The following is a 17,878-nucleotide window of genomic DNA, read 5'->3' as shown; positions in this document are numbered from 1 at the left end:
TTCTAGCGTCCCTCCTCCCTGAACCTAGGCCACTCCGTGCGATACGCACGGGGTGGTTTTTTTTGGCCTGCGCAATGCGGCGGGCCCGTCCGCTCCTCCCACCCGTTGCGTGCCCGTGGAATTATTCGAAAGTCTCGACGTCATCCTGCTGACCGCGCTGGTCCTGCTGGTCCTCGCGCGCAAGTTGAACGTGCCGTATCCCACCTTGCTGGCAGTGGCCGGGATCGGCTTTGCCGCGCTGCCATTCGCACCGAAGATCATGGTCGAGCCGCATCTGGCGCTGGCCTTGTTCATCGCACCTGCGTTGCTCCACGCCGCGTATCACACCAGCCCGCGCGCGTTGCGGCGACACTGGTTCCCACTGCTGAGTCTCGCCGTGTTCGCCGTACTCGTCACCGCCGCAGCGGTCGCCCTAGTCGGTGTCACGCTAGGCGGTTTACCGCTAGCCGCCGCGTTCGCCTTGGGTGCGATCGTCGCACCGCCCGATGCCGCCGCATCGGAAGCGGTGCTCGGCGAAGTCGGCATCCCGCGCCGCGGCCTGTTGTTGCTGCAGGGGGAGAGCCTTCTCAACGACGCCACGGCGCTGTTGTTGTTCGGGCTCGCGGTGGCGTTCGCGACGCATTCCGACACGCCGGTGACGCCACTCGCGCTCGCCGCGGCGGTGCCGGGCGGGATCGTCCTCGGCGTCATCGCCTCGTGGCTGTATCTCCGCGTGACGCCGCTGTTCGCGCGGACGCTCGGCGCGAGCCTCGCCGATTTTGCGGTAACGTTCGGGATCTGGCTGCTCGCCGAGCGGCTGCATATCTCGCCGGTGCTCGCGGTCGTCACGTTCGGGATGATCGTGTCGCAGCGCCGCCCGATCGGCCAGCCCGCGCGCGATCGGTTGCAGGGCGCGGCGGTATGGTCGGCGGCGGTCCTCGTCCTCAACATCATCGCGTTCGCATTGATGGGGCTGCAATCGCGCGACGTGCTGGTCGGCCTGCCCGCCGCCGAGCGCTGGCCCGCGATCGGGTTCGCCGCCGCGGTGCTGGCGACCGTACTCGTCATGCGTATCGCTTGGGTGTTCTTCGTGCGGTTCGTCGAGGGCGTAATCGCCAACCGCTACGCGCCGTCCTGGCTGCCCAAGCCGCCCCCGTGGAATGCGTCGATCATCCTGTCCTGGTCGGGCATGCGAGGCCTGCTGACGCTCGCGACCGCGTTCGCGCTGCCGCGGTCGGTACCGGGGCGCGACCTGATCGTGCTGGCGGCATTCGGTGTGGTGATCGGCACGCTGGTGCTGCAGGGGCTGACGCTCGGCCCGCTGATCCGTCGCTTGGAACTTGGCGCGGATACCGGGCTGGCCGACGAGATCGCCCCCGCGCGTAAGCGGCTGATCGATGCTGGACTTGCGGTGCTGCCGGCACGCGAGGGCGCGGCGGCGGATGCATTGAGGTTCCGTTATGGCGCGGCGGGCAAGGTCACCGCCGAAGCGGACGATCCGCAGGCGACCTCCGAATTCGACGAACTCCACTTGGAAATGATCGCCTGCCAGCGTGTCGTGCTCCACGAGATGCGCGACAAGGGCGAGGTAGCCGAGGACGTCTATCGCCGCCTGCAGGAAGAACTCGACTGGGCGGAGGTCGACGCGCGTGCGTTCGGGGACAACATCCTCACGGCGACCTGAGGGCGTGCGGGGAACATCGGCACACGCTATGCGGTTTGAAGGAACCACCGCAGAAAGGGTCGATGCATGCCAGAGGCGAATTCGTGAGCAAGTCCGTGAAGCCCGCACCGCCGACGACGCTCGTGATCTTCGGTGCCTTCGGTGACCTGACCCGCCGCTTGTTAATGCCGGCATTGATCAACATGACCCGGCTCGGGCTGGTCGGGAATGATTTCCATGTGCTCGGCGTCGGCATCGACGAAGGAAACGACCAGTCGTTGCGCGAGGCGCTTGGCACGTTCGATGCGAAGGGCGGCGAGGGCGATGGCGAGAAGGGCGACGCATGGGCGCGGCTCAAGGACCGAGTCGGCTATCTCCAGGGCGATTTCACCAAGGACGACGTCTTCGAGCAACTCAAGGCCCGGGTGAACGGCAACGTCGCGTTCTACTTCGCGGTGCCCGCGAAGTTCTTCGGCACGATCGTCGACAAGCTCGCCGACCACGGCCTGATGGCAGAGACGCCGCATGGCTTCCGCCGGATCGCGATCGAGAAGCCGTTCGGCCACGACCTTGCCTCCGCCCGCGATCTCAACGCACGCATCCTCGCCCGCGTGTCCGAGGCGCAAATCTACCGGATCGACCATTTCCTGGGCAAGGAAACCGTCCAGAACATCATGACCGCGCGGTTCGCGAACATGATGATCGAGCGCGTCTGGAATTCGGACTGCATTGCGCACGTCCAGATCACCGCCGCCGAGACGGTCGACGTCGGCACCCGCGGCAAGTTCTACGACGGCACCGGCGCGCTACGCGACATGGTCCCCAACCACCTGTTCCAGTTGCTCGCGATGGTCGCGATGGAGCCGCCCGCGAGCTTCGATGCCGAGGCGATCCGCAACGAAAAGGGCAAGGTGCTCAAAGCCGTTCGCGTCTATTCGCCCGGCAAGGCGAAGCGCAACGGCGTCCGCGGCCAGTATACCGCGGGAAAAGTGAAGGGGGTCGATGTCCCCGCCTACACCGCCTCGCCCGACGTCGCGCCGGACAGCCGGACCGAAACCTATGTCGCGCTGAAGCTGATGGTCGACACATGGCGCTGGGCGGGCGTGCCGTTCTATCTGCGCACCGGCAAGGCAATGGCGTGTCGCGACACCGAGATCGCGATCACCTTCAAGCCGGTCCCATTCGCGTCGTTCCCCGGTGCCGCCGCCGACATGCTGCCGCCCAACCGCCTGATTATCCAGATCCAGCCCGACGAAGGGCTGAGCATGGACATCAACATCAAGCGACCCGGCCTTGAAGTGGCGACCGCGCCGATTGCGCTCGATTTCCGGTATGCCGACGCCTTCGATATCGGTCATCTGACCGGATACGAGTCGCTGATCTACGACCTGTTCGTCGGCGACCAGACGCTGTTCCAACGGGCGGACGCGATCGAGGCGGGCTGGGCCGCGGTACAGCCGTTCCTCGACCTCTGGGCCCATGACGCTGGCATGCCGGAACTCTACGAGGCCGGGACGCTAGGCCCAGCCGCTGCGGACGCGCTCCTGGCGCACGACGACCACACGTGGCACGAACTCGCGCCGGCAGGCCAAACCGTCCCCTGACTTTCACCCCTCCCTGATAGGGAGGGGCAGGGGGGGGGCGGCTGCTTGGAACGGACGACGTCCGCCAACAGGCCGACCCACCCCCAACCCCTCCAGTTCAGGGAGGGGAGCAGGGTCAAACCCGCTCGGTCAGCTCGATCTCGCCCTCGACCTCCATCTCGTCCTCGTCACCCATGTCGTCCATGTCGGGCATCGTGAAGTCCGCCTTCCAGTCATAGACCTTCTCGACCCCGCCCTGCACCCAGACGCGCACCGCGCCGGAAATGATCTCTCCGCCCATCGCGCCGACGAAATCCGCCACCAGCGAATCCGCTGCATCTTCGTGATCGGTCGCGCCCGGAATCGTAGCGGCGGTCATTTCCTCGTCGAGTTCGATGATCTGCGCCCAATATTGCTTCGCCATGTGTCGCTCCTGCGTAGATAAAAGGCCGTCCGCCAGGGTATATGAGACGCCGTCAGCCGGCGGTGATGATGGGATGATCCTCGCGCAGCCGGTCCGCCAGCCGCTCGACCGCGTCGACCTCGCTCGCGCTGCCCGACGGGGTCACTGCCCAGTTGCAATGCGCGTGCGTCGCGAGGCTGTAGACCTTCACGTCGCCGACGATCAGCCGCCACCGTCGCCGGTCGCCGCTATTGTACCGGACGAGGTTGGTGACGAACAGGCTCTGGAGATCCGATGCGGTCATCCGCGCCCCATAGCGACAATCGCCCGCCCGCCGCCACCGCAAACGGGCCAGCGATGGTGACTACTGATCGCGCGCCAAACGGCGAACGCTACGAACCGACTGCGATCGACGCCGTTACGCCCGGATCGTCCCGCAGCCGCAGGAATAGCGTCCCGCCGACCGGCTTCGGCACCGCGAGCGAAGCCCCGGTGAACCCGTCCGGCACGCGAATCGCGTCGGCAAACCCGGCATTCGCCGCAATCGACTCGATCAGGAACAGGTCGGTCCCGGTCAGCGTACAGGTCTCCTTGCACGCGACCCCAGCCAATGCCGGCGTCCGCACCAGCGTCGTGAGCGGCACCCAATCCCCCGCAACGCCGCCTTGCACCAGTCGCCATTTGAGCGGCCCATGCGCGGAAACCCCGAGCGCCTTGCCCGGCTCCACCGATGCTACAGCGATCCGATCGTCCTGCACCGTCAGCCCGCGCCCCGACGTGACACTGGTCGTCATGGCGCCATCCGCCGTCGCGATCTCGACACTGTCGCCCGCAGAAAATCGTGTTCCCTCCGCACGCAGCGAGAACGTCAGGCGGGCACCCTGCGCGATCGCCGTATCCCCGGCCAGCACGACCGGCAGGCCAGGGGAGGGTGGCACGACCACGCTCTTCGCGATCAGCGTCGCCTTGGGCCGCGCCGCCGCGACGGTGAACTTTACCGACCGCTTCCGTCCATCGGTCAGCGTCACGAGCGCCGTCTTCGCCTGGCCCGCCGCGAACGTCGGCACCGTACCCGCCACCAGCGCCAGCCGATCCGCCTTGTCCGCCCGCACGACGTCGCCCGGCTTGAACGCGACCCCGTCGATCGTCATCGACGCCACCAGATCGAGCCGCGTCCCATTCAGCGTCCCCGACGCATCGCCGGCATACAGCGTCAGACCATCGATCCGCCCTGCCTCTGCGAGTGCGATCAACGCGATCTTGTCCGGCGCCTCGACCCCGTATTGCTTCACGAGCAGCGACAATTTTCCCGGCGCGATCTTAGCCAACGGCAAGGTCAGGCCAATGCGATCGCCGGTCGACGTCCACGCGAGCGGTACATCGCCCGCCGCACCAACCAATGTCACCGACTCCACGCAACTCGGCGTCGGCCCCGCCAGCGAGACCGCGTTGTCACGCCCGACCACGAGACTCTCGGGGTCGGTATCGACCATTTGCCACCCGCCCGCACGCGGCACCTGCAACCAAAACCGCGGTCCATCGAACGGCGTGAAGCCCCAGCGGCCGTGCAACGTCGCATCGGTCACGCTGCTCAATCCCGCGGTCCGCATCCCGACCTGGTCGAGCACATAGCCGCCACGCTCGGCATCGGCCTGCACCGGCAGTTCGACCACGCCCCCCTGCGGCGTCGTCACCCGCAAGCTCATGTCATGCGCGAACTTGGTCGCATAGATCAGCGGCGCCCCCTCGACCGGTAGCACCAGATCGGGCTTGGCCGCGCAGACCAGCCGATCGGCCTCCGCGCGCCGCATCGTCGGGGTCTGCGACGCGTCCGTCTCGATCACCGGCATCGCCACGACCATCACCGACTTCGGGCTGGCAAACGACGGCGCGGCGTTTAGCAGCAGCGCCAGCCGATCGTCATGCGCCCGCGCCAGTGCCGGAATGTACCGGAACTGCGTCGTCTGGAACGCGCCGAAGATCTTCGCCAGATCGCGCACCACGCCGATATACGGGCTGTAATAGCCAAGCCCGCCCTCCGGCGTCGCGCTCAATTGCAGCGCCAGATCGGTCGGCGCCCCCACCAGAGTATCCGCCAGCGTCGAACTCTGCCCATCCGCCAGCACCAGCGAATCGCGGCTTTGCGTCAGGCAGGAGGCTTGCAGGTCCGCCGCGAGATCGAGGCACTCCGCCTTCAGCTTGATCGCCAGACTGCGCGACAGCAGCGGCGATACCGCCTCGATCCGCTCCGGCCGCGTCCGCTCCAGCGCATGGATCCCGTCGAGAAACGCATCGAGCCGCGCTCGATCGAGCGACGCTTGGTCGAGATCCTGCACCGCACGCACGAACGCCCCCGGCTGCTTGCGCACCGCCGACACGACGGCATCGAACCCGCCGCTCTCGGGCACCAGGAACACCACCAGTTGCCGCGCGCCGTCGGGTACCGTTAGCGCCAGCGCGTTCTTCTTCGCCTTCCACGTCTCGGCCTTGAAGAACCACGACTTCGGCGGCGGCTCGGTCGCCCCGCGCAGGAATGCCGCGACCAGCAGATAGCGTGCGCCGTCGTCCTTCTTGCCGACGGCCAGATCCGCCGCGATCGACACGCGGTCACCGGTCGCGAGCCTCGGCACCTGCGCGATCGGCAACGTCGTCGTCCCATGCGTCACGCCAACGCGCAGGCTGGGCCCGGTCAGGTCGAACGGTGCCGGATCGGCGCGCGCAGCCAAGGGCACCAGCGCAGCAGCCAGCGCGCAGAACGGAAGAAATCGAAGCATCATCACGGGCGATCTCGTCGTCGGAAGCATCACAGATGGCCTGTACCGGTGTCGACAATAGGGCAAGATGCGGCACTTGCCCGATCGCCCGCGGTACCGCACACAGCGCGTAACACGGGGAAGGGGACCTACATGATCGCGCGCATTCTCATCGCGACGCTACTCGCGACGACCACCGCCAATGCCGATGCGAAGACCGTCGTCGTTACCGCAGCGCACATGATCGACGTCCTTGCGAGCAAGCGAGTCGACAACCCGCAGGTGACGATCGTCGATGGCCGCATCACCGCAGTGGGCCGCAAGGGCGACGCGGTGCCCGCCGGCGCCGAACGCGTCGATCTGGGAGAGCGGACGCTGCTCCCCGGCCTGATCGACATGCACGTCCATCTGACCAGCGACCCGACGCTCAGCGGCTATCGGCAGCTCGAATTCACCGACAATTTCTGGACCGTCGTCGGCGTGGCGAATGCCCGGAAGACGCTCGATGCGGGCTTCACGACCGTCCGCAACGTCGGCTCGGCCAATTACGACGACGTCGCGCTGAAACAAGGGATCGAGCGCGGCTATGTTCCCGGCCCACGCATCGTCCCCGCCACCTACGCGCTCGGCGCCACCGGCGGCCACTGCGACGCGACCGAGTTCCCGCCCTCTATTCAGGTCCCGCACCCGCAGATCGCCAACACCCCCGACGAGTTTCGCGGCGCCGTGCGGACGATCCGCAAATACGGCGCCGAGGTTGTGAAGGTCTGCATGACCGGCGGCGTCCTCTCGAAGACCGACGCCGTCGGCGCGCAGCAGATCAGCCTCGCCGAGATCAAGGCGATCGTCGAGGAAGCGCACATGCTCGGCATGAAGGTCGCGGTCCACGCGCACGGCGCCGAGGGGATCAACGACGCACTGCGCGCAGGCGTCGACACGATCGAACACGCCAGCCTCGCCGACGCCGAGTCGTTCAAGCTGGCCAAGGCGAGCGGGGCGTGGTTCGACATGGATATCTACGACGACGACTATATCCTCGCCGAGGGCGCCAAGAACGGTGTCTTCCCGGAGAGCCTGGAGAAGGAACGCCAGGTCGGCCTCAAGCAGCGCCAGACCTTCCGCGCGGCGCACGCCGCCGGTGTGAAGATGCTGTTCGGCACCGATGGCGGGGTCTATCCCAACGGCAACAACGCGCTCCAGTTCGCCAAGATGGTCGAATGGGGCATGACGCCGCTGGAGGCGATCCAGGCCGCCACTTCCAGCGCCGCGACCGCGTTGGCCAGAACCGCAGACGTCGGTGCGATCCAGCCGGGCCGGTTCGGCGATCTCGTCGCAGTCGACGGCGATCCGCTCGCCGACGTCCGCCAACTGGAACACCCCGCCTTCGTGATGAAGGGCGGCTCAGTGGTCGTCGCACCCAAGTAAGCCAGCCTACTGATCCTCCCCCGCAAGGGGGAGGTGGCTGGCCCTTGCCAGACGGAGGGGGAGGTAAGGGAAGCGCCCTGCTCCGTGTCCGCTCTTTCCGATACCTGCGGCAACACTCTCCGCTGGCAAGGGCGGAGTGCAGTCCACCGATGCCAGCAGCTCACATGCCGTCAACGTTTCACCGCTACCCAGAAGCAACTCGTCGCATCACGGGTTGCCGTCGGGTCACGTTCAGCCTCCCCCGCCCACAACGCCGCGACGACCGCGCGCAGGGGATTTCGACGATGACGACCGACCGCGGGGCGCTGGCCGCCCTGCTCGCCACCATGACCGTCCTGGCCGCCACAGCGACCCCGGCGGCCGCGCAAACCGAGCCGGCCGCACCCGTGCGCGGCCTGGAGCGCCTCCAGACCCCCGGCACGCAGGCGAACCCCGATGCCGCCGTGATTCCGGTGCCCGCCGCGCCGACGATCGTCCTGCCGAACACCACGCCCGCCCCCCGTCGTACTCCCCGCTCGACCGCTGCGGCAAAGCCAGCCACGGATCGCGCGACTACGCAACGTGCAGGCGTCGATCGCACGACGACCGAAGCGCCCACGCGCGAACGAGTAACCACCCGGACAACGCCGGAACAAACGACCCGACAGCGCGCTTCGGACGACGAGCCAATGCGTCCGCCGACATCGGCCGAACCGGCACCCGTCGCCGCGCCCGCGCCCGACCCCGCTCTCCAATCGTCGCCACCGCAGACCCCGACCACCGAAGTGGTGCCGCAGCCCACCGCGCCGCAGCCCACCGCGTCGGTGCCAGCAACGACGCCGGCCTCAACCCCGGAATCCACCCTCTCGACGCCGGAAAAGGGCAGCGCGATGCCGCTGTGGCTTTCGCTGACGGCGATTGTCGTGGTTCTCGGCGCGCTGTGGGCGCTCCGCCGCAAGCCGCGCAGCCACCGGTACGGGAGCATCGAACCCGAAGCCTATGCCGATCCGACTCCGCCGCCCGTTGCCGCGAAGCTGGTCGCCCCGCCCGTCGCCCCCAAACCCGTCGCCCCAAAGCCAGTCGTCTCCGAACCGGTCCAAACCCCGGCGGCTGTCACCCCTGCCACGGCATCTGCGGTCGAACCCGTTGCTGCCGTGCCAATGGCCGCGCCCAAATTTCTCGAGCCTAGGGGCAAGGCGCCACCTACTCCGCCAGTCGCCGCGCGTGCCCGGCTGACCTGCGAACTGCGCCCGCTGCGCGCCGGCCTCAATCTGCTGAGCGCAACCGTCGAGTGCGAACTCGTCGTGACCAACACGGGCACCGCGTCGGCCGAAGCGATCCGCACCGGCGTCGCGTTGCTTACCGCGCACGCCGATCAGGATCAGGACCTTGCGCAGTTCAACGCGGCGCCCGTTATGCGGCCCGTCGCCCCGCCGTTCGCGCTGGCGGCTGGCGAAACGCGGACGATCCGTACCGTGACGGCGATCGCGCGGGAGGCGATCCGGACGATGACCGCGGCCAACCGGCCGATGTTCGTGCCGGTCGTCGCGACCAACATCCTGTACGTGACGGCTGGCGACGAGGCGCAGGCAGCGCGCGCGTGGGTGGTTGGCATCGAACGTGTCGACTCCGCCAAGCTCGCGCCGTTCTGGCTCGATGCGCCGGCGCGGATGTACACGACGGTTGCCGCACGGCCGCATGCGGTAACGTTCGATCGGTAGGTGAGGGGCTCGCGCGGCGTGCTGACCTTCGACACCCGGTCATGTCCTTGCTTCGAGCGGTAACACCGGGCGTACACGTAAAACTTGTTTCCCCGCGAAGGCGGGGACCCAGACCGGGCTCCCGCCTTCGCGGGAGAACAATGCCGCGGTTGCGGCGGAGGCTGGACAGCGCAGCTATGCCGCAGAAGGCTGACTGCTTTCGTCCGACGCCCATCACTACGCGCGCGACTGGTTGCGGAACCTTGGATGCGCATCGGAACCGGCGTGAAGCGAGCCCTGCTGGAATGAGCAACGCGATATCACCAGACACGAAAAAGGGCGACCCCATCGCTGGGGCCGCCCTTTTTCTTAGCTGCGGCCAGCAGGGGCAAAGCCCCTGCTTCGTCGGTCGGCATGAATGCCGCCGGCCGGCCTTGCTGGAGTGCGATTTAGGCTACGCTAAATCGTCTCTCCAGCTGCGGCTTACTTAACCTCAACCGTAGCGCCAGCTGCTTCGAGCTGAGCCTTGATCTTGGCTGCCTCGTCCTTCGACACGCCTTCCTTGACGGCCTTGGGAGCCGACTCGACCAGCGTCTTGGCTTCGGTCAGGCCGAGCGCGGTGATCGCACGGACTTCCTTGATGACGTTGATCTTCTTGCCACCGTCGCCGGTCAGGATGACGTCGAATTCGGTCTGCTCTTCTGCTGCAGGAGCAGCGGCGCCGCCGCCTGCTGCCGGTGCTGCAACCGCTGCTGCGGCCGAAACGCCCCACTTCTCTTCGAGCAGCTTCGAAAGCTCAGCTGCTTCGAGAACGGTCAGTTCGCTCAGGCTCTCAACGAGCGCGTTCAGGTCTGCCATGATAAATCTCCATCTCGGGGCTCGTGCCCCATCAGTTCAAAAAGGTAACGAAAGGCCTGCAAGATCAGGCGGCTTCCTTCTCCGCGTAGGCGGAAAGCACGCGCGCGAGCTGCGCTGCCGGAGCCTGCGTGATCGTTGCCAGCTTCGTCGCGGGTGCGACGATGAGGCCAACGATCTTGGCACGCAGTTCATCCAGCGAGGGCAGCGTTGCGAGCGCCTTCACACCGTCGACGTCGAGGGTCGTCGCGCCCATCGCCCCACCCACGATTTCGAACTTGTCGTTCGTCTTCGCGAATTCCACGACCACCTTGGCGGCCGCGACGGGATCGATGGAGCTGGCCAGACCGACCGGACCCGTGAGCATGTCGCCCAGCGAGCTGTAGTCGGTGCCGTCCATTGCGATCTTGGCAAGCTTGTTCTTCGAGACCTTGTAGGTCGCGCCGGCGTCGCGCATCTTGTTCCGCAGCACAGTGGACTGTGCGACGGTCAGGCCGAGGTTGCGCGTGACAACGACGACGCCGACCTCGGAAAAGGTACGGTTCAGCTCGGCTACGGCCGCGGTCTTTTGATCACGATCCATGCCATTCTCCACGTTTTATCGGGCTGTCCGCCGAAACGAACGACCCGGTTACTACCGGAGGCGCAGACAAGCCCGCGCTTCCGGGTGTCTCGTCGATGGGGCATGGGAGAGGGCAGGCGCACGAGGCGCTCCGCAAAATCTCATTCCCCGTCTAGGTGGGAGATTAAGCACCGGCAAACCCGCTGCACCCACTGTCTCGGACGGAGTTCGACGAGCAAGCCCGCCGAACGAAGCCGCGCCTTAGCGGAATTGGCGGGGGAGTCAATTGCCGAGAGGGTCAGGCGTCGAGGTATAGCCCGGTATCCGCGCCATCGAGCCGGCGCATGCGGGCCGCCGCCAGGATGTCGGGCGGCATCAGGCGGGCGTTGATGCCGATCCGGTCGATCGCGGGGTCGACCTTGGTCCAATGCGTCACGCATCCGCATTCGCCGCAGCGATGGAAGCGTAATGTCTTGGCACCCCAACTATAGATGTCGATCGGAACGGATGCTGCGACGCGTACTTCGCTGGCCCGGTAATAAGCCCACAGGACTCCATAACGCCGACAGATCGAGCAGTTGCAGTCGGCTACCCATTCAGGCGGTAGGTCGGCGGACAGCGTTACCGCGCCACAGTGGCAGGAAGCTTCGATCATGCGTCATGACGTGGACCATAATGGCGCGCGGTTCACGTATTTTCCCACGACCTCCGTCATCCTGAAGAAAGTCAGGATCCAGAGCCGAGAGGGGCGACGTTTGTAACCCTGGATGCTGACTTTCGTCAGGATGACGGAGTGGGGTAGGGGCGATCTTAGCCGAACGACCGATATGGCCCGCACGGAAAAAGGGCCGGGATCGCTCCCGGCCCTTCTTAACTGTAGCGGCAGGACGGGAGTAAATCCCGTCCTCGTCGGTCGCGGTTGCCCGCGCCGGCCGGGCGCTCGCCGTCTCGTGGCCAGCTTTCGCTAGCCACGTGCGGCTTACGCGCCAGCAACCTCGGTCGTGTCGACCTTGATGCCTGCACCCATGGTCGACGAGATCGCGACCTTCTGGACGTACTTGCCCTTGGCGCCGGTCGGCTTGGCCTTGACCACTGCGTCGACCAGTGCGTCGAAGTTCGCGCGCAGGTCTTCCGCCGGGAACGACGCCTTGCCGATGCCCGAGTGGATGATGCCGGCCTTCTCGACGCGGTATTCGATCTGGCCGCCCTTGGCTGCCTGGACGGCGGCCGCGACGTTCATCGTCACCGTGCCGAGCTTCGGGTTCGGCATCAGGCCCTTCGGACCCAGCACCTTACCGAGGCGACCGACGATGCCCATCATGTCCGGGGTCGCGATGCAGCGATCGAAATCGATCGTGCCACCCTGGATGATTTCCATCAGGTCTTCGGCGCCGACGACGTCTGCGCCTGCTGCGAGGGCCTCTTCAGCCTTCGCGCCGCGGGCGAACACGCCGACGCGGACGGTCTTGCCGGTGCCCTTGGGCAGCGTGACGACGCCGCGGACCATCTGGTCTGCGTGACGCGGATCGACGCCCAGGTTCAGCGCGACTTCGATCGTCTCGTCGAACTTCGACGTGGCGCCCGACCGTGCGAGACCGATGGCCTCGTCGATGCCGTGCAGCTTGACGAGGTCGACCGTGACGGCCTTCTGCTTCTTGCTCAGCTTAGCCATGATATCAGCCCTCCACCACTTCGAGGCCCATTGCGCGGGCGCTGCCTTCGATGATCTTCGTCGCAGCGTCGATATCGTTGGCGTTGAGGTCCTTCATCTTCGTCGTGGCGATCTCGCTCAGCTGCGAGCGCTTGATCGTGCCGGCGACGACCTTGCCCGGCTCCTTCGAACCCGACTTGAGACCGGCGGCCTCCTTGATCAGGTACGATGCTGGCGGGGTCTTGGTCTCGAACGAGAACGAGCGATCCGCATAGACCGTGATGACGGTCGGGATCGGCATGCCCTTCTTCAGTTCGCTCGTGCCGGCGTTGAACGCCTTGCAGAACTCCATGATGTTCACGCCGCGCTGACCCAGCGCAGGCCCGATCGGCGGCGCGGGCTTTGCCTCGCCTGCAGGCACCTGCAGCTTGATGTATCCGGTAATCTTTTTAGCCATGTCACTCTCTTTATGTGAGCCTAGCGGTTATGGCGGCCGTCTCGCGACAGCCTCCCGCAAATTCCATCAATGAAGGTGGAAGCCGGCGCGCATAGCCGAAAACGCGGGGGGCGGCAACCGGCGTTCGCGTCGTCACGCGGAGGCGGAGGCGGAGACGGGGGAGGCTGCGCGATCGACCGCGGTTTATTCGAAGACGTCGACTGGCCAGGCGATCTGCTTGGCTGCGGCGTAACAGGCCGACCGCGTGGCGTATCCATCTGAATAGCTGATCAGCCCGCCAGCCTCGTGAAACAACAACCATGCCCAGGCACCTGCAAGCACGAGGGGTGGCGAAAGGTCGAGCCCCTCGACCTCACGGAGTTCGAGCCGCATCGAGGGCCGTTCACCTTCGACCGGGTTCGTGGCGACGGGCTCAGCCTCGTCGAGCGTCCGGCCTATAAAGCGGCCGAACCTGTTGTCAGGCACCATGATGGGGTACGATCGATTCAATCGGCACGGGTTTTCCCCAGTAAAAGCCTTGCCCACAATCGGCTCCGAGCGATTTCGCCAGGACGAGGTCGTCGGCGGTCTCGATGCCCTCGATCACGGTTCCGATCGACCGGCTCCGGCAATAATCGATGATTTCCTTCAGCAGCGACGGCGGGAACTCACCCTTGCGGCATTTCTGGAAGATCTTCCGGTCGATCTTGACCTCGGACACTGGCAGGTCGGAGATGCGGTCGAAGTTGGTCGCGCCCTTGCCGAAATCGTCGAGCGAGATGGGAACGCCCATCGTGCCAAGCTCGCGCATGTTTTCCAGCAGGCGGCCGTCGAGCCCCGAATAGCTGATCTCGGTGAGTTCGATCCCAAGCATGCCGGGGGCGACATGATGGCGTCGCAGCAGGATCGGCATCGCGGCGAGGAAATCCGGATGCGCGAGCACCGCCGCGCTGCAGTTCACCGCGATCGGTACCGGCTTGCCGTCCGCTGCCAGCGCCGCGAGCAGGCGAGCCGCCGCTTCCACCGCAAGCGACGTCGCGGCGACCTCCAGCGAGAGGATCGTCGATGGCGCGAAGATATGCTCCGGGTTGAGCGACGGTCGATTGCGCAACCGCGTCAGCGTTTCGTAGCCAGCGATGCTATCGTCGTGCAGGCTGCGTTTCTCATGAAATTCATGCGTGAGATTGGGCAGCAGCCGGCCTTGCTGGATCAGCCAGGACAGGAAGTGGCGATCGCCGATGTCGCCGTCATGCGGTTGCCGGACGATATGGGCCAGGCGGTCGACGATGTCCTGCGCGGAATAGGGCGTGTCGAGCCAGTCGACATGACCGATGCCGGACTGTTCTGCGAGGGCGATAGCGTCGGGGAAATGCACGCTTGGCCGTAACAGCGTCAGCGTCCCGGAAAACTGTTCTTTGTCCAATAAGGCGATGAACGCGTGACGATTGCCGATCGAGGCATCCGGGTTCATCACGATCAGATCCGGTTGAAACGCCAGCCCGGCACGTTCTTCGCTGGCCATGCCGATCCACGCGGTTTTGTGGCCCATCTCTTCGAGTTCACGATGAACGCCGTTGTGAGCCGCATTTTCAAGATCGAGAAACAAGATGCGATGACCGGTCCCGGTTAAATCCGGGGAAAGACGACTCCCCGCACTGGCCGAGCGTAAGTGATCGCCACGCAAGGACGATGTTTTCAGGGCCGTGTTCGTCAAGGGCATCAGTCATTTCCTGTAGGCGGATCGCTGAATACGGTTGCATGCGAGTCAAGCTGGTCATGGGGTACATAGAGTTTATCGAATACGCCGGTCGTCATATGCGAAAGCGTACTGGCAACTATGCAACGTCTTATACGTGGACTGTCCTACAAGTGTTAGCGCTATATGATTGATGATGGTTAATCGAGTCTTAACGCGAATCATGCGGTTTGGGTCGACAACGAGGACGTAAGCCAACTCAATGATAATGAACAAATCTATGACAGCTGGAGTGACCTGTCCGACATATCGCGACTGAAATATATTTTCGTTGCCGAATGATATTGCGGCGCAAGTAAAAGGATCGAAGCAACGCCGGCCATGTTCGGTGCATCGCTTTCTACCCAGCGATCATATCGGCCAAGACCTTATTGAATGGCCGGGACGGGTGTGACGTGCAGATCATGCGGATGAGATGAGCGCGACGGGGCGGAGACTTGAAAGCACTCATTTTGAACCGAATAATTCTCGGCCGATTGACGTTACCAACTCTAGTATCACCGGGAATCGGATGGGGGCATCCGGGAACAGGGGTGGGTATGATCATTTTGTGCCGGGCGACTCTGGTCGCGCTGATACTCGGGGTTTCGGCGATCGCGCCGGCGTATGCGCAGGAGAAGACGGGATTGAAGCCTGGTTTCGTCCTGGCGCCCGGTACGGCGCGGATCGTGTTGATGCGGCCGTCGATCCGGGTCGGTGCGCAGTCGACCGGCGGGATGTACGAGCCGAACGCCGACTGGACGGATCAGGCGAAGGAGAACATCGCCACCGCGCTCGCCAAGGCGCAGACCGGTCTAGGAAACAGCGTCGTCGGCTATGTAGATCCGGTCGGCGCGGGTTCGGCCAAGGTCACGGAGTATCAGGAACTGTTCGGGGCGGTCGCGTCGTCGGTGATCGAGTATCAGTTCTTCAAGGGCAACCGTCTGCCCACCAAGAAGCGGAAGGACCAGTTCGAATGGGGGCTTGGCCCCGATGTCCGCGCGCTGCCCGGGCTCGATAAAGCGGACTATGCGCTGTTCATCACCACCGAGGATCATTTCGGCTCGACTGGGCGGAAGGTGCTGCAGGTCTTCGCGGCGATGGCGCGCGTCGGCGTCACGGCGGGCGTGCACAAGGGATTCGCTGGGCTGGTCGACTTGCGTACCGGCGAACTCGTCTGGCTGAACGCAGATATGCAGATGGGCGGGGACGTCCGTGACGCGGAGGGCGCGGACAAGCGCGTGCGGCAGTTGTTAGAGGGTTTCCCGGGTAAGCCGGCCGAAGCTCCAGTCGCCGTCACTACTGTTGCAGCCGCGCCCGCCGTAGCTTCGGCGCACTGAGATGCGGATCCCTATGGTCGGGCTTCTGCTCGCCACCGCGATCGGTACGTCCGCGTTCGCCGCGGACAAGCGCCTGCCTCTACCGACTTATACGCAGGCCTATACACCGACGACGGTCGACGAGCGCGGTATCTGGATGCAATCGGACGAACAGGAACGGGGGCTCCGCGAGTCCCGCTCGCTTATTCGTGACGCCGCGCTGAACGCCTATGTGAGAGGGGTCCTTTGCCGAACCGTCGGCGACGATCGTTGCAAGTCCGTGCGGCTCTACATTGATGAGATTCCCGAATTTAACGCGTTTATGACGCCGAATGGCGCGATGGTAGTTTGGTCTGGGCTTTTGCTGCGGGTTCGCAACGAGGCTGAGCTGGGTTCGGTTCTTGGGCATGAGTTCGGTCATTTCGAGCTTCGCCACTCGTTATTGCGGTTCAAGAATCGGCGCAGCGGCACCGACTTGATGGCGTGGGCGTCCGTCCTGCTCCGTAACAGCGGCGACATTCGCTATGCTGCGCAAGGACAGATGTTCTCGTTCACGCGCGATCAGGAACGCGAGGCCGACATGACTGGCTTCCAATATCTAGCCCGCTCGCAATATCCGTCGTCGGCCGCTGCGGACGTCTGGGATCACATGATGGGCGAGGCCGACGCCACTGCGATCGGTCGTAAGCGTAAGGTGCAGCAGAAATACGTCGCGGGCTTCTTCGCCACGCACCCGACCGATCTCGCGCGCGCCACGTATCTCCGCGCCGCGTCGATCGAGGCGCATGACGTCAAGCCGGCGGTCGTCGACACGCATCAGGCCGCGATGGCGACGTGGCTGCCGATCTTCCTCAGCGACCAGATCAAGCTCAACGATTTCGGCGGCAGCGAGTATCTGCTCGCCAATCTGGCGGAGGGTACCGGTTGGACGACGCCGCTGCTGTGCGCCCGCGGCGACCTGTACCGCGAGCGTGGCAATCCCCGCGACCTCGTCAGTGCTGCGCAATTCTACCAGGAGGCGATCGGCAAGGGCGACGCGCCGCCCGAGGCGTATCGCGGTCTCGGGCTGGCGTTGCTCCGCAGCCAGCAGGTTGCCGAAGGCCAGGCCGCGCTCGCGACGTATCTCCGCCTCAAGCCCGCCGCGACCGACGCCGCGCTCATCGCCACGCTGATCTCGTAAGGAGGACGACCATGTCCAAGAAACTCGCTCTGCTCGCCGCGGTCGCAACGCTCGCGTGCGCAGCCCCCGTCGCGGCCGGCAACAAGCTCATCCCCGCCGGCCAGCGCATCGCGGTCGCCAAGTCGGCGATGACCGTGCAGCCGGGCGCGGAGTGGAACAAGCTCTCGGAGCGCCCCGGTCGGAATGCAGAAACCTGGACGCAGGACGGCGACGAACTGAACGATCTCAGCTTCTATGGTGGCATCGAGTCCGGCAGGCCGCTGTTTCGCGAAGTCGACAAGAAGAACAAGCCGTTGCCGAAGGTCTCGGCGACGATGCTGATCACCGACATCCCGGTGCTGCTCGAGAACAGCTACCGTATCGCGCGCGACGCATCGTCGATGGCGATCGACACGATCGCGCCGATCCAGTTCGCCGGCAGCAAGGGCGTGCGTTTTACCTACACCTTCGCGAAGCAGAACGAGACGTTGCAGCGGCATGGCGAAGCACGTGGTGCGGTGATCGGTGGGAAGCTGTATCTGGTGACGTACGAGGCGCCGAGTTTGTACTACTACGACCGTAGCGCGGCGGCGGCTCGGGTGGTGGCGGATAGCGTTCGGTTTTGAGGCTCGCGATCGGTTGGCAGTTATCCCGACCGGACATAGGCACGGTCTAG

General features: G+C 65.2%; 17 protein-coding genes. 7 read left to right on the top strand and 10 right to left on the bottom strand.

Annotation, left to right across the window (positions count from 1 at the left end; translation table 11 throughout):
- Positions 1 to 115 precede the first annotated feature (115 nt).
- Entirely contained in the window at positions 116 to 1,663 is a 1,548-nt protein-coding gene (locus tag C8J39_RS03955; RefSeq protein ID WP_165895116.1) for a sodium:proton antiporter, read from the top strand.
- A gap of 83 nt (positions 1,664 to 1,746) precedes the next feature.
- A complete protein-coding gene (zwf, locus tag C8J39_RS03950; protein ID WP_243649712.1) occupies positions 1,747 to 3,246 on the top strand; it encodes a glucose-6-phosphate dehydrogenase in 1,500 nt (499 codons plus the stop codon).
- A gap of 115 nt (positions 3,247 to 3,361) precedes the next feature.
- Here the strand turns inward: zwf and C8J39_RS03945 are convergent, their stop codons facing one another.
- From C8J39_RS03945 to C8J39_RS03935, 3 genes are all read right to left on the bottom strand, one after another.
- A complete protein-coding gene (locus tag C8J39_RS03945) occupies positions 3,362 to 3,649 on the bottom strand; it encodes a hypothetical protein (RefSeq protein WP_120299331.1) in 288 nt (95 codons plus the stop codon).
- Between the two features lie 52 nt (positions 3,650 to 3,701).
- Positions 3,702 to 3,932 (bottom strand): hypothetical protein, encoded by a 231-nt coding sequence (locus C8J39_RS03940; protein WP_056047557.1) that lies wholly within the window; start codon positions 3,930 to 3,932, stop codon positions 3,702 to 3,704.
- An 88-nt stretch (positions 3,933 to 4,020) separates the two neighbouring features.
- Positions 4,021 to 6,405: a hypothetical protein gene (locus tag C8J39_RS03935; protein ID WP_120299715.1), complete on the bottom strand. Its 2,385-nt coding sequence runs from the start codon at positions 6,403 to 6,405 to the stop codon at positions 4,021 to 4,023.
- Positions 6,406 to 6,534: 129 nt separating this feature from the next.
- Here C8J39_RS03935 and C8J39_RS03930 point away from each other — a divergent pair, with 129 nt between their 5' ends.
- Complete coding sequence (locus C8J39_RS03930; protein ID WP_120299330.1) at positions 6,535 to 7,806, top strand: amidohydrolase family protein; 1,272 nt, start codon at positions 6,535 to 6,537, stop codon at positions 7,804 to 7,806.
- A 284-nt stretch (positions 7,807 to 8,090) separates the two neighbouring features.
- Positions 8,091 to 9,506, top strand: a complete 1,416-nt coding sequence (locus tag C8J39_RS03925) for a hypothetical protein (RefSeq protein WP_120299329.1) — start codon at positions 8,091 to 8,093, stop codon at positions 9,504 to 9,506.
- 462 nt (positions 9,507 to 9,968) lie between these two features.
- Here the strand turns inward: C8J39_RS03925 and rplL are convergent, their stop codons facing one another.
- From rplL to C8J39_RS03890, 7 genes are all read right to left on the bottom strand, one after another.
- Positions 9,969 to 10,343: a 50S ribosomal protein L7/L12 gene (gene rplL / locus C8J39_RS03920; RefSeq protein WP_056047577.1), complete on the bottom strand. Its 375-nt coding sequence runs from the start codon at positions 10,341 to 10,343 to the stop codon at positions 9,969 to 9,971.
- 64 nt (positions 10,344 to 10,407) lie between these two features.
- Positions 10,408 to 10,923 carry a 50S ribosomal protein L10 gene (gene rplJ, locus C8J39_RS03915; protein WP_055879768.1) on the bottom strand — a complete coding sequence of 172 codons (516 nt, stop codon included), beginning with the start codon at positions 10,921 to 10,923 and terminating at the stop codon, positions 10,408 to 10,410.
- A gap of 277 nt (positions 10,924 to 11,200) precedes the next feature.
- Positions 11,201 to 11,338, bottom strand: a complete 138-nt coding sequence (locus C8J39_RS18905) for a hypothetical protein (protein ID WP_207897045.1) — start codon at positions 11,336 to 11,338, stop codon at positions 11,201 to 11,203.
- Positions 11,339 to 11,881: 543 nt separating this feature from the next.
- Positions 11,882 to 12,574, bottom strand: a complete 693-nt coding sequence (gene rplA, locus C8J39_RS03905) for a 50S ribosomal protein L1 (RefSeq protein WP_056047582.1) — start codon at positions 12,572 to 12,574, stop codon at positions 11,882 to 11,884.
- A 4-nt stretch (positions 12,575 to 12,578) separates the two neighbouring features.
- Complete coding sequence (gene rplK, locus C8J39_RS03900) at positions 12,579 to 13,010, bottom strand: 50S ribosomal protein L11 (RefSeq protein ID WP_056047586.1); 432 nt, start codon at positions 13,008 to 13,010, stop codon at positions 12,579 to 12,581.
- A 183-nt stretch (positions 13,011 to 13,193) separates the two neighbouring features.
- The gene (locus tag C8J39_RS03895; RefSeq protein WP_056060523.1) at positions 13,194 to 13,478 is read right to left on the bottom strand and encodes a hypothetical protein; all 285 of its coding nucleotides are present in this window, start codon (positions 13,476 to 13,478) and stop codon (positions 13,194 to 13,196) included.
- A complete protein-coding gene (locus tag C8J39_RS03890) occupies positions 13,468 to 14,709 on the bottom strand; it encodes an EAL domain-containing protein (RefSeq protein WP_120299327.1) in 1,242 nt (413 codons plus the stop codon). Before C8J39_RS03890 ends, C8J39_RS03895 begins: the two co-directional genes overlap by 11 nt.
- Before the next feature lie 575 nt (positions 14,710 to 15,284).
- Here C8J39_RS03890 and C8J39_RS03885 point away from each other — a divergent pair.
- Genes C8J39_RS03885 through C8J39_RS03875 form a run of 3 tightly spaced genes read left to right on the top strand, consistent with a single transcriptional unit; the run spans position 15,285 to position 17,828 of the window.
- On the top strand, positions 15,285 to 16,064 hold the full coding sequence (locus tag C8J39_RS03885) for a hypothetical protein (RefSeq protein WP_120299326.1): 780 nt from the start codon (positions 15,285 to 15,287) through the stop codon (positions 16,062 to 16,064).
- Between the two features lies 1 nt (position 16,065).
- Positions 16,066 to 17,223, top strand: coding sequence for a M48 family metallopeptidase (locus tag C8J39_RS03880; protein ID WP_120299325.1), 1,158 nt, complete (start codon positions 16,066 to 16,068; stop codon positions 17,221 to 17,223).
- 11 nt (positions 17,224 to 17,234) lie between these two features.
- Positions 17,235 to 17,828: a hypothetical protein gene (locus C8J39_RS03875; RefSeq protein WP_120299324.1), complete on the top strand. Its 594-nt coding sequence runs from the start codon at positions 17,235 to 17,237 to the stop codon at positions 17,826 to 17,828.
- Positions 17,829 to 17,878: the final 50 nt, after the last annotated feature.

This window comes from Sphingomonas sp. PP-CC-1A-547, from assembly GCF_003610375.1.
Taxonomy (GTDB): Bacteria; Pseudomonadota; Alphaproteobacteria; order Sphingomonadales; family Sphingomonadaceae; genus Sphingomonas.
The sequence above is the reverse complement of the archived record's forward strand: the minus strand, read 5'-3'. Positions and strand labels throughout refer to the sequence as shown.

What these genes read in the sequence shown, in the direction of transcription:
- C8J39_RS03945 (WP_120299331.1), bottom strand. Translation starts at nt 3,649, where the DNA reads ATGGCGAAGCAATATTGGGCGCAGATCATCGAACTCGACGAGGAAATG.
- C8J39_RS03940 (WP_056047557.1), bottom strand. Translation starts at nt 3,932, where the DNA reads ATGACCGCATCGGATCTCCAGAGCCTGTTCGTCACCAACCTCGTCCGG.
- C8J39_RS03935 (WP_120299715.1), bottom strand. Translation starts at nt 6,405, where the DNA reads ATGATGCTTCGATTTCTTCCGTTCTGCGCGCTGGCTGCTGCGCTGGTG.
- C8J39_RS03930 (WP_120299330.1), top strand. Translation starts at nt 6,535, where the DNA reads ATGATCGCGCGCATTCTCATCGCGACGCTACTCGCGACGACCACCGCC.
- C8J39_RS03925 (WP_120299329.1), top strand. Translation starts at nt 8,091, where the DNA reads ATGACGACCGACCGCGGGGCGCTGGCCGCCCTGCTCGCCACCATGACC.
- rplL (WP_056047577.1), bottom strand. Translation starts at nt 10,343, where the DNA reads ATGGCAGACCTGAACGCGCTCGTTGAGAGCCTGAGCGAACTGACCGTT.
- rplJ (WP_055879768.1), bottom strand. Translation starts at nt 10,923, where the DNA reads ATGGATCGTGATCAAAAGACCGCGGCCGTAGCCGAGCTGAACCGTACC.
- rplA (WP_056047582.1), bottom strand. Translation starts at nt 12,574, where the DNA reads ATGGCTAAGCTGAGCAAGAAGCAGAAGGCCGTCACGGTCGACCTCGTC.
- rplK (WP_056047586.1), bottom strand. Translation starts at nt 13,010, where the DNA reads ATGGCTAAAAAGATTACCGGATACATCAAGCTGCAGGTGCCTGCAGGC.
- C8J39_RS03895 (WP_056060523.1), bottom strand. Translation starts at nt 13,478, where the DNA reads ATGGTGCCTGACAACAGGTTCGGCCGCTTTATAGGCCGGACGCTCGAC.
- C8J39_RS03890 (WP_120299327.1), bottom strand. Translation starts at nt 14,709, where the DNA reads ATGCCCTTGACGAACACGGCCCTGAAAACATCGTCCTTGCGTGGCGAT.
- C8J39_RS03885 (WP_120299326.1), top strand. Translation starts at nt 15,285, where the DNA reads ATGATCATTTTGTGCCGGGCGACTCTGGTCGCGCTGATACTCGGGGTT.
- C8J39_RS03880 (WP_120299325.1), top strand. Translation starts at nt 16,066, where the DNA reads ATGCGGATCCCTATGGTCGGGCTTCTGCTCGCCACCGCGATCGGTACG.
- C8J39_RS03875 (WP_120299324.1), top strand. Translation starts at nt 17,235, where the DNA reads ATGTCCAAGAAACTCGCTCTGCTCGCCGCGGTCGCAACGCTCGCGTGC.